Raw genomic sequence first — 10,108 nt, 5'->3', positions numbered from 1 at the left:
ATCAAAATGCACAACGGGTATTCTATTGTATCGTATTCCAAATAAAAGTAGTGGATAGAATCATTATAAAAAATATTAGTTTTCCCTCTTAAACTGTAATTATCATCAAATAAATCTTGATTGGATTCTATTGCTGAAATTGTATTTTGATAATCAATTTTCTTAGAACAGCTTATTGTTTCTATAATAAATATGCTAATAAGAAGTTTTCTCATTCTGTTTAATATGATATACAATATGTTAAAATACATATTTTTAAACAAAAAAATCCCTCAATTTCTTGAAGGATTTTAAATTTTATTTGATCTAAAAAATTAATTACAACCACTCATCATCATCTTCTGAATCTTCTAATTCAGCATCGATGAATTGAATATAAAATGCAACAATTTCTCCTTTTTCATTGTATCCAAAGTAAGCGGGATAAATTCCTTCACCAAAACCAGCTTGAAAAATTGGCGATTTGAATTCTGTATTTGGAATTGTCCAATTGATCCAATCTCCTTCTTCTGATTGATATTTCGGATTATTTTTAGCGTTTTCTACAAATAATGCATTGAAATAATCATCATATAAATTTACATCACCTTTACTTTCGAATTCATCAATAAACTTTACAAAAGAATCTTTTGCTTCTGCATCAACAATTGTTGCTAAACCACTTTCAATAGAAAAACCAAAATATTCTCCTTCTTGTAATTCGTCAATCAACTCAATTCCTTTCATTGCTTCTTCATAACGAACAGGTTTTTCGTTTGTAAAAGCAACTTTGATACAACCAATCAAATTCTCAACATCACCATCGTCTTCAAATTTTACGATGCTTGCAGTTACAGGAAAATTACCTTTTGGCGTTTCAAGGAAATAAGGATCTTTGTCCATTGATAAATATTCACCCAAAGGATCATTTACAAAGATTTTACCTGATGGTAAAGAAACTTCTCCCATTTCGATTTGGTCGATTTCTACACCTCCAATTTCTTTATCTGTAAAATATTTTTCTAAATCATTAGGAGCTAAAGTGAATTCTCTTTTAGATTCCCAAGTTTTTAACCATTCTGCTGTTGGTTGCATAAATTATTGTTTTTAAGTGGTACAAAATTACATTAAATAATGAGACTAGCTTAACTTTTATATGTTAGTGAAAAATTAAATTATCTTAATTTTTTTCTCAACTCGTTCTTATCAATATCATATTCTAAATGCATGATCGAAATTAAATCATCTTCAGAAAGTAAATTGTTTTTGTAATATTGAATTAAAAATGATTCGATTTTAGAAAATTCATTTAATGATTTTTGTAAAAAATAAGCTTCAACAAATTGATTATCTTTTGTTTTTAATGTAATTAAATTACTAATTCCGTGCGAACCTTCTGGGTTTTCGAACTCACCAAATTCTTTTACAGCTTTTCCTTTGTAATCTTCATTATCAATGACAATAGAAAATAAATCGTTGATTGAAAAAGTTTGATCCTTTACAGAAATTGTATCTTTTGTAAATGTCAATTTTCCATCAAAATTACCTTTCAATTCTGTAGTAGGTCTTTTAAAATAACCATTCCAATAAGCAACAGCAGTAGCTAAAAGCCCAATAAAAATGTAATAATACGTTTGATTTTTAAAAACTTTCAGCTCCAAAAACACAAAACTAATTACAGTAACGGCGAGAAATGATAAGATTACTTTCGCAATTTGTTTATTATTTTTTTTAGGTTTTTCTGGTACAAAAATTTCAAAACTATAACTATCCATGTGCTATTTCTTTACGAACTCTACTTAAACTTTCGGGTGTGATGCCTAAATATGAGGCGATCATCCATTGTGGTATGCGAGAAAGTTGGTTGGGATAAAGACGCATAAATTCTAAATAACGAGTCTTTGCAGATGCACCAAGTAATAAATTAATACGATCTTGTAAACTGCGCACATGATTTTGAATTAATTTATTTTGAGCAGCTAAATAATTTGGATTTAATCGAGTGATTAGATTATTTAATTTTTCATTCAATAAAATAACGGTAGAATCTTCTATTGCTTGAATATAAAACTTTGATTGTTGCTTACAAAAAGCACTATTTCTATCACTTACAATCCAATTTTCTGTTCCGAATTGTAAAACATGTTCTTTTCCGTTTTCATCTATTGTATAAGAACGAATAACACCAGATTCAACAAAAAAATAATCTTCGGAATATTCACCAGGTTCTAAAATAAATTCATTCTTTTTGATGTGTTTTACTACCAAAAATTTTTCAATTTCTACCCATTGTTCTTCTGTGAGATCAATAATATTTGATAAATGTTTTTTATAATTTTCCATATGTATAGGAATGTGCAACAAATTTAAGAGAAATTAATCAATAAAATTGTATCAATATTTGTTACAATTGAAAATTTTGTACTAAATTTGTCCCATCGATTTAAAGAAATGAATAATTTAAGATTTGCAACGGCGATTCATATTTTAGTTTTGACTGAAAAATTTAAAGGACAATTAATTACTTCTGATTTTATTGCTGGAAGTATTAATGTGAACCCTGTTGTGGTTCGTCGTGAAATAAAATTCTTGAAAGAAGCAGGTTTTATCGATTCGAAAAAAGGTAAAGAAGGAGGAATTTATTTAGTTAAAAATTCTGCTGATATTTTGTTAGGTGATGTGTATAAAATTGTCAATCAAGAAAATGTTTTTGGACGAATGAATCATACCAATCCAGAATGTCCAGTTGGTAAACAAATGAATGACAATCTTGAAAGATTATTTGATAATGCTGAATCAGATTTAATTAAATCGTTAAATCATAAAACTTTAAAACAATTTTCTGATGAATTTCAGTAAAATTTTTTATCTTTAAATGTAACAAAATTAATTACAATATAAAATTAAATAAAATGAGAGTAGCAGTAATTGGAGCAACAGGTTTTGTAGGCTCACATATCGTAGAAGAATTGGTAAATAGAAATCAATCTATCAAAGCATTTGCACGAAATACTGACAAGGTTTTAGATAGTAAAAATGTAGCAAAAGTGGCGTTAGATGTAAACGATGTACAGGCTTTGGCGACAGATTTGAAAGGTGCTGATGTAGTTGTAAGTGCATTTAATGCAGGTTGGGCAAATCCAAATATTTATGAGGATTATTTGAAAGGTGCAAAAGCAATTGAAGAAGCAACTAAATTAGCTGGTGTAAAGCGTTTGATTGTTATTGGTGGAGCGGGAAGTTTGTATGTGAATGATCAAAAAGAATTACAAATTGTAGACACACCAGATTTTCCTGAACAAATAAAACAAGGCGCTTTGGCAGCGAGAGATTATTATAATATCTTGAAACAAGATAATGAGTTGGATTGGACAATGTTTTCTCCAGCGCCAGAAATGCATCAAGGAACATCTGGAGAGCGAAAAGGAACATATCGTTTAGGCAATGATGTACCAGTTTTCAATGCAGAAGGGCGTAGTATTTTGTCTGTGGAAGATGTTGCAGTGGTGATTGCAGATGAAATAGAAAATGCAAATCATATAAAAAGCAGATTTACAGCAGCTTATTAAGATATTTGAGTAAATTTACAATAAAATTATTTTTATAGGACAATTTTTTGTTTTTGGTACGGTTTGTGAAAAACAGATAACAAATACAAGAATAATGAAATTGTCAATCGCAATAGGAAGTTTAATCCTAAGTTTAGGATTTGTTCTAATATGCTCTTTTCTAAATCTTGGTGTATTTTTTAATCAACTACTTGGAGTAGTTTTTCTGTTCTGTAGTTTGTTTATGGGGTATTTAGGTTTCGTCAATTTATTTGATTACCTAAATCATTCAAGATTATTAAATAAAGGAGTAAAAGTAAAAGCACATATTATTGAAATAAAAAGAGGTTTATTAGGAGAAAATCATTTGCCAGATTATATAGTTGAAGTCTTTTATAAACATCCTAATAATGAGAAAATTTACTATACAGAGTTTGAATATTTTGGAGATGTTAATGCAAATGAGATTTTAAAAAAAGGAAAAGATGTCGATATCTTAATCGATCCTCAAAATCCAGAAAATATATATTATAAAAATATAATTTAAAAAAGGCTGTCCTAACAAATAGACAGCCTTTATTATTTTTATTAGGATAAAAACTATTGTTTGATATACGTTTTATTTCCGTTATCGTTGATATAGTATTTTCCACCTTTTGGTCCTACATAAACTTTGTGTCCATTGTAAGTCCCTGCAGTAGTTGTTTTAGCTACAGTCGTTTTTGTTTCTTTTTTTGGAGTAGTCGTTTTCTCCACTTTTTTTTCTGAAGCTACTTTTTTGTCATTGACTGTTTTAGCAGTTGCATCAGTTTTCTTAGTTGTAGTTGCTTTTACATCCTTTTTTGTTTCTGTTACTTTTTTATCAGTTGTAGCCTTTGTTTTTGCCATTTCTGTTTTAGCAGTTTTAGTTGGAGTTTTAGTTTGAGCAAATGCTACAGTAGATCCAGTAAATGCAAATAAGCTAAGCGCGATAGCTGTTTTTTTAATTAAATTCATTGTAATTTGGTTTTGAATTGTTATTTATATTCAGTTAAAATTTCTATTCAATATTAAATAAATTATCCACCAAAACAACCAAAATAAACTTAAGATTAGCTTAAGAATAATTATTTCAAATGATCCAATAACATTTCTGCTGTCGCTGGGTTTGTAGCTAATGGGATATTGTGTACATCGCACAGTCTCAGTAACATATTTACATCTGGTTCGTGCGGATGTTTTCCCATCGGATCTCTAAAAAAGAAAACCATATCTGTTTTTCCTTCTACAACTCGAGCGGCAATTTGCGCGTCACCACCAAGAGGACCAGATAGATAGCGCGTTACTTTTAGTCCAGTTTGCTCTGCATACTTTCCTGTAGTCCCTGTAGCAATAAATGTGATATTATTTTTGTTTAAAGCTTCTTTATGTTTCATTAAAAAATTGACCATTTCAGCTTTTTTTCCATCATGAGCGATCAATGCTATTTCCATATATTTTTTCTATTTAATCTAAAATCTTACTTTTGTACAAAGTTAGCAGAACAATCTTAAATAACGAGTTGTTTTAAGAATTATAAATAGTATACGACTATGAAATTTAATTTATTAACAGTAAAAGAAATTGTAAAATTAACGGCTGATGCTGTTCAAATTTCGTTTGATGTTCCTGAGGAATTACACGAAGAATACAATTTTTTACCTGGACAATATATCACTCTTAATATTAATGGAGAACGAAGAGATTATTCTTTGTGTGAATCTCCTAATGATAAAAAATGGAGCATTGGGGTTAAATCTCAACCAAATGGAAAGATTTCTTCTTATTTAGCAAATGAACTAAAAGTTGGTGATCAATTGGAAGTTTCTACACCAAGTGGACGTTTTACAATTCCAACAAAACCAAACGAAAAACGTACGTTATTAGCTTTTACGGCGGGTAGTGGAATCACGCCAATTATGAGTATGTTAGAGTTTACTTTGCAGACTGAAGAATGGGTAAATTTTCATATTTTTTATGTAAATAGAGATGAAAACTCAATCATGTTCAAAGAGCGTTTGACAGAATTGAAACAAAAATATCCAAACAATGTTTTTATTCATCATTTCTATACGCGTCAAGATCAAGAGAATTTTATTTACAACGGACGAATTGATGAGAAGAAGTTTGATTTAATTTTGAATCAAATTATTGATATCAATGAAGTCGATGAAGCAATGGTTTGTGGACCAGAAGAAATGATTTTGACTTTAGCGAAGAAAATCAATGAAGCGGGAATTATCGAGAAACATATTCATTTCGAAATGTTTAATCCTTCAGTGAAAACAGAAGATATTTTTACAAAACATGACGAAGGACCTCAAACGGTTCAAGTTACTGTAACACTTGATGGAGAAACTTCTGAAGTGACTTGGGATAGAGGAAAAAATTTGATTGATACAATGTTAGACGCTGGTATTGATGCGCCTTATTCATGTAAAGGTGGTGTCTGTTCGTCTTGTATGTGTAAGATAACGGAAGGCGAAGTGCATATCGGAGACAACTATGTATTAACAGATTCTGATTATGAAGAAGGAATGACGTTAGCGTGTATTTCTCGTCCAAAAACAGCTACTTTAGCAATTGATTTTGACGAAGTTTAAGAACAAAAAATATCTAATAAAAAAAGACGGAAATTATAAATTTTCGTCTTTTTATTTTATGATAATTTAATTTTCTTCATCAAACATTTCTTTGAATGAGACAAATTCTCTTCCAGGAAGAATCAAATTTAAAGCAACTCCAATTATAGAAGCTAAAGCCATTCCTTCTAAAGAAAATAAATCTCCAATGTGGATTGCTGCACCACCGATTCCAATGATAAGAATAACAGAGGAAATAATAAGGTTTCGTTTAATCTTGAAATCAACTTTATTCTCGATTAGCATTCTTAATCCGCTCGAAGCAATAATTCCGAATAATAAAATAGAAACGCCGCCCATAACTGGTGTTGGAATTGTACTTAATAAAGCTGAAACTTTACCACAAAATCCAAATAAAATAGCAAAACATGCTGCTCCAATAAATACATAAATGCTAAAAGCTTTTGTAATGGCTAAAACACCAATATTCTCGCCATACGTTGTGTTTGGAGGTCCACCTAAACAAGCTGCAATCATTGTTGCAATACCATCTCCTAACATCGATTTATCAAGACCTGGATCTTCGATTAAGTCTTTGTTCACGACTTTACTCAAAACTAATTGATGTCCGATATGTTCTGCGATTGGTACAATTGCGACCGGAATCATTAAGAAAATAACATACCAAGACAAAGTTGGTGTGTAATCTACAAAAGGAATGGTAAAATCTGGAATCATAAACCATTTAGCTTCTATAACAGGATTTAGGTCGACAACTCCCATCGTAATTGCAAAAAGATATCCACCAATAATTCCGACCAAAACTGGAATTACACTCAAAAAACCTTTACTGAAAATTGCTGTAATTATCGTGATAATTAAGGTAACAAAACCAATTATAACATAGGTTAAATCATATTCACCAGAAGGATTATTTGTCACCATTTTGATTGCTGTAGAAGCTAATCCCAGACCAATTACCATAATTACTGGACCAACAACAATAGGGGGTAAAAGTCTCATTAACCATTTTGTTCCTGCCGTTGCTATAAATAGTGCGACCAATGAATAAGTAACTCCTACCAAAAAACTACCAACCAAGAAACTTCCTGTCGCAATTCCACTTTCTGGGTTTGTTTCTAAAGCTTTCATTGCGATAATTGGATTGATAAAAGCAAATGAAGATCCCAAATATGAAGGGACTTTTCCTCGTGTAATTAAGATGAAAACTAAAGTTCCGATTCCACTCGAAATTAATGCAATTGCTGGAGACATTCCTGTCAAAGCAGGAACTAAAACTGTTGCACCAAACATTGCAAAAAGATGCTGTATACTTAATAATATACCTTGTCCTAACTTCGGTTTTTCGTCGATCGCTAAGATAATATTTAGGTCATTTTGTTGACTCATTTGTAAAAGAAATTGAAATTGTTTTGTTTGAATGCAAAAGTAGCTCAAAACGATTAATAAGTATAGAAATCATATAACTATTTAGCGAAATCTTGTAAATGGTTTTGGAACAATTCTATCGAAATTTGTAAGACAAAAATCAAAGAGTTATGGAAACAAAAGAATTAAAATTCAAAACAAATATAAATTGTAGTGGTTGCGTGAGCAAAGTGAAACCTTTTTTAGATAAGTTAGATGGTTTAGAAGCTTGGGAAGTTGATACTGATAATCCAGACAAAGTTTTGTCTGTAAAAATTAATCAAGCAACAGACGAAGAAATTATTGATACAATTGAGGAAGTTGGTTTTTCAGCTGAATTAATTGAGGAATAGATATTTTTTTAGGTAGAATGACTTATTTTTTGTGATAGTTTAAGTCAATATAATCTCAAGTTAATCTTGTGTTGACTTGAGATTTTTTATTTTTTCGAAATTGTAGAAAGAAAAGTACGCCCATAGCAAGTTGAAGAATAAATAATAAAATAATCCAAGTATTCATTTTTGCTGCAAAATCAGATAATTGATTGTACATTACATCATATTTATCTACCGAAGTTTCAGCTATATTTTTCACAAACTGTATATCGTTCGATTTTTCAATGAGCATAATTTGTTCACCTTTATAACCTTCATTTTTATTCGGAACAACTTCAATTTGATTAGCGCTTACAAAAAACAGAAAAATACTAATGATTGTAGATAAAAATAATAGAAAATAATTGATGTATTTCATGAGTTAGATTATGTTTTGCAAAGATACACTAACTTTTATTAGCTTGTTGTATATGCGCCAAATGATGATTGCAATTCCAAGCATAAATCGCAAGATTTGTTTACTGATGACGAAATTTTTTGTCCCAATCACTTTCAACAAAAGAATTTAACAAAGTAACCCAACGTTGATGCAGCCTTCAGAACGATATTATTGTTCGAATTTAGGTTCTGAAAGAGAGGTGATTTCATTCTGAATTTTTTGTGGAAACTCACGAATTGTTAAAATTCATCATTCAATAGATTCTTTGTTAAATGATGTTGAAATTTCAAATTTTCTAGTGTTTTCATATTGTTCTTAAGTTTAAGAAATTTTTACAACTTTACTGATAAAAATTATTCTATTTTGTTAAAACAAGTCACTAACTTTGCAACTTCAAAAAATAATTGTGCAAACCAAACGCATCATAAAATTTGTCACGATACTGATTATTTTTATAATTCAGTTTCTGTTTTTATTTTCGATAATGAACGAAAGAATAGAACATTATCTTGTTCCTTACATTATTGCTGCAATTTGTTTACTTTTGATTGTGGTTTACCGCAAGTTTCCACTGCATCATCACGAATATTCTTTTGATCGTAAAACTTTGGTTTTATGGATTCCTATTGCAGCAATAATTACATATTTGATCAATAATAAATTAGGTTTAGGCGGTGTTTTTTCTGCAGGAATTATAGGAACTTTAGGTTCTTTTTTAACGAAGTTTAATTCTCGTTCAGAATATCTAAAACAAATTGCAGGACCAATTTATTGTGGTGCTTTCATTGGGATGACTTCGCTTGATTTTCAGTATGTTTATTGGATGATTATTTCGGCTGGAGTTTTTACTGCCTTGTTATTTTTTGCTACAAAATCTTTATTTGTTGGTGTGGGTGGAAAGCTAGGAACATTAGCATTTATAGGCGTTTTGTTGAGTATGTTGTTGTTTAAATTAATTATTGGCTAATGATTATTGAATTTTTAATATTAATGATGTTTTCAATAATTGCTTCATTAACAACATATGAATTAAACATTCGTTTCAAACAAGGTCCAGTTCGTGCCTCTGCAATGATTGCAATGATTGTCGGTGGATTTTTCTATTTTTTTCCAACAATTTTACCAGAGTTTTATACCAAAAATATTCCGTTGTATGTAATTGGCGGAACTTTCATTGGAATGGTATCATCAACCATAAATATTAGTTATTTTTCGTTAGTTTTTTCTCCAATTTTATTTGCAGTTTTATTGCATTATACGAGCAAAATTTTCAATGGTTATGGAGGGGCATTAGGTACAACTGCTTGTATTTCGTTGATGTGCACAATGGCATTTCCTATTATCACAAAAAATAAAAAGGTAACATATGGTTATCGTCTAATTCGAATTATTTTTAAGAAAAGAAAACGTAAGAAAATTATTAAACGAAAAGTTTAATCAAAACAATTGAAAACAATCTCTCCCAGTATTTTACTTTTCCAATAATTGATCTGTTTAATTTCTGATTCACCTAATAATTCTAAATCAGAAATGTTTACTTTTTTATTTAATTCTTTTGGATTTAGAAGGATCAAACTTGAATTTACTTCGGCTTTTAATTGTGAAATTAATTCAATAGGAAAGTCAATAAATTTCAAATCAAAGCATCTATTTTTTTCTACACAAGCAAAGATTAAATAAGTTGAATTTACTATCAAATAAAAATTTTGTTTTGTCTTTTGATAATTAATTTTAATTTGATAAAAGTTAGAAGAATCAACCCGTTGTGCATTTTGATTA

At 29.6% G+C, this 10,108-nt stretch carries 16 protein-coding genes; 7 read left to right on the top strand and 9 right to left on the bottom strand.

Annotated features, from left to right (window positions below; genetic code table 11):
• The 4 genes from B4L98_RS08555 to B4L98_RS08540 all read right to left on the bottom strand — a co-directional run.
• On the bottom strand, positions 1 to 215 hold a 215-nt coding region (locus B4L98_RS08555; protein WP_291059145.1), incomplete at its 3' end, for a hypothetical protein.
• Positions 216 to 318: 103 nt separating this feature from the next.
• Positions 319 to 1,074 (bottom strand): DUF4241 domain-containing protein, encoded by a 756-nt coding sequence (locus B4L98_RS08550; RefSeq protein WP_038335748.1) that lies wholly within the window; start codon positions 1,072 to 1,074, stop codon positions 319 to 321.
• An 80-nt stretch (positions 1,075 to 1,154) separates the two neighbouring features.
• Positions 1,155 to 1,754 carry a hypothetical protein gene (locus B4L98_RS08545; RefSeq protein ID WP_219035245.1) on the bottom strand — a complete coding sequence of 200 codons (600 nt, stop codon included), beginning with the start codon at positions 1,752 to 1,754 and terminating at the stop codon, positions 1,155 to 1,157.
• Positions 1,747 to 2,322, bottom strand: a complete 576-nt coding sequence (locus B4L98_RS08540; protein WP_125349347.1) for a Crp/Fnr family transcriptional regulator — start codon at positions 2,320 to 2,322, stop codon at positions 1,747 to 1,749. The genes B4L98_RS08545 and B4L98_RS08540 overlap by 8 nt, the downstream gene beginning before the upstream one ends.
• Before the next feature lie 108 nt (positions 2,323 to 2,430).
• Between B4L98_RS08540 and B4L98_RS08535 the strand changes: the two genes are divergently transcribed.
• The 3 genes from B4L98_RS08535 (at position 2,431) to B4L98_RS08525 (ending at position 4,074) form a co-directional block, all read left to right on the top strand.
• A complete protein-coding gene (locus B4L98_RS08535) occupies positions 2,431 to 2,838 on the top strand; it encodes an RrF2 family transcriptional regulator (protein ID WP_221854439.1) in 408 nt (135 codons plus the stop codon).
• Between the two features lie 53 nt (positions 2,839 to 2,891).
• Complete coding sequence (locus tag B4L98_RS08530) at positions 2,892 to 3,548, top strand: NAD(P)-dependent oxidoreductase (RefSeq protein ID WP_125349349.1); 657 nt, start codon at positions 2,892 to 2,894, stop codon at positions 3,546 to 3,548.
• A 94-nt stretch (positions 3,549 to 3,642) separates the two neighbouring features.
• Entirely contained in the window at positions 3,643 to 4,074 is a 432-nt protein-coding gene (locus B4L98_RS08525; protein WP_125349350.1) for a hypothetical protein, read from the top strand.
• Between the two features lie 53 nt (positions 4,075 to 4,127).
• On the opposite strand, the gene B4L98_RS08520 is transcribed toward B4L98_RS08525, so the two are convergent.
• Positions 4,128 to 4,523, bottom strand: a complete 396-nt coding sequence (locus B4L98_RS08520) for a hypothetical protein (RefSeq protein WP_125349351.1) — start codon at positions 4,521 to 4,523, stop codon at positions 4,128 to 4,130.
• A gap of 110 nt (positions 4,524 to 4,633) precedes the next feature.
• Positions 4,634 to 4,999 (bottom strand): methylglyoxal synthase, encoded by a 366-nt coding sequence (locus tag B4L98_RS08515; protein ID WP_019973715.1) that lies wholly within the window; start codon positions 4,997 to 4,999, stop codon positions 4,634 to 4,636.
• A 99-nt stretch (positions 5,000 to 5,098) separates the two neighbouring features.
• On the opposite strand from B4L98_RS08515, the gene B4L98_RS08510 reads away from it, so the two are divergent.
• A complete protein-coding gene (locus tag B4L98_RS08510; RefSeq protein ID WP_125349352.1) occupies positions 5,099 to 6,148 on the top strand; it encodes a 2Fe-2S iron-sulfur cluster-binding protein in 1,050 nt (349 codons plus the stop codon).
• Positions 6,149 to 6,214: 66 nt separating this feature from the next.
• Here B4L98_RS08510 and B4L98_RS08505 read toward each other — a convergent pair whose 3' ends face one another.
• Positions 6,215 to 7,537 (bottom strand): solute carrier family 23 protein, encoded by a 1,323-nt coding sequence (locus B4L98_RS08505; RefSeq protein ID WP_291078024.1) that lies wholly within the window; start codon positions 7,535 to 7,537, stop codon positions 6,215 to 6,217.
• 149 nt (positions 7,538 to 7,686) lie between these two features.
• Here B4L98_RS08505 and B4L98_RS08500 point away from each other — a divergent pair, with 149 nt between their 5' ends.
• Positions 7,687 to 7,908 (top strand): heavy-metal-associated domain-containing protein, encoded by a 222-nt coding sequence (locus tag B4L98_RS08500; protein ID WP_038335762.1) that lies wholly within the window; start codon positions 7,687 to 7,689, stop codon positions 7,906 to 7,908.
• Between the two features lie 55 nt (positions 7,909 to 7,963).
• Here B4L98_RS08500 and B4L98_RS08495 read toward each other — a convergent pair whose 3' ends face one another.
• Complete coding sequence (locus B4L98_RS08495; protein ID WP_221854443.1) at positions 7,964 to 8,308, bottom strand: hypothetical protein; 345 nt, start codon at positions 8,306 to 8,308, stop codon at positions 7,964 to 7,966.
• 505 nt (positions 8,309 to 8,813) lie between these two features.
• Between B4L98_RS08495 and B4L98_RS08490 the strand changes: the two genes are divergently transcribed.
• Positions 8,814 to 9,296 carry a hypothetical protein gene (locus B4L98_RS08490; RefSeq protein WP_115000270.1) on the top strand — a complete coding sequence of 161 codons (483 nt, stop codon included), beginning with the start codon at positions 8,814 to 8,816 and terminating at the stop codon, positions 9,294 to 9,296.
• A gap of 23 nt (positions 9,297 to 9,319) precedes the next feature.
• Complete coding sequence (locus B4L98_RS08485) at positions 9,320 to 9,766, top strand: hypothetical protein (protein ID WP_147279982.1); 447 nt, start codon at positions 9,320 to 9,322, stop codon at positions 9,764 to 9,766.
• Here the strand turns inward: B4L98_RS08485 and B4L98_RS08480 are convergent.
• Positions 9,763 to 10,108: hypothetical protein (locus tag B4L98_RS08480; RefSeq protein ID WP_291051821.1), on the bottom strand; the 346-nt coding region annotated here is incomplete at its 5' end. The two genes, B4L98_RS08485 and B4L98_RS08480, sit on opposite strands and share 4 nt — an antisense overlap.

This window comes from Empedobacter sp. UBA5528, from assembly GCF_002426075.1.
In the GTDB taxonomy this organism is placed as follows: domain Bacteria; phylum Bacteroidota; class Bacteroidia; order Flavobacteriales; family Weeksellaceae; genus Empedobacter; species Empedobacter falsenii_B.
The sequence above is the reverse complement of the archived record's forward strand: the minus strand, read 5'-3'. Positions and strand labels throughout refer to the sequence as shown.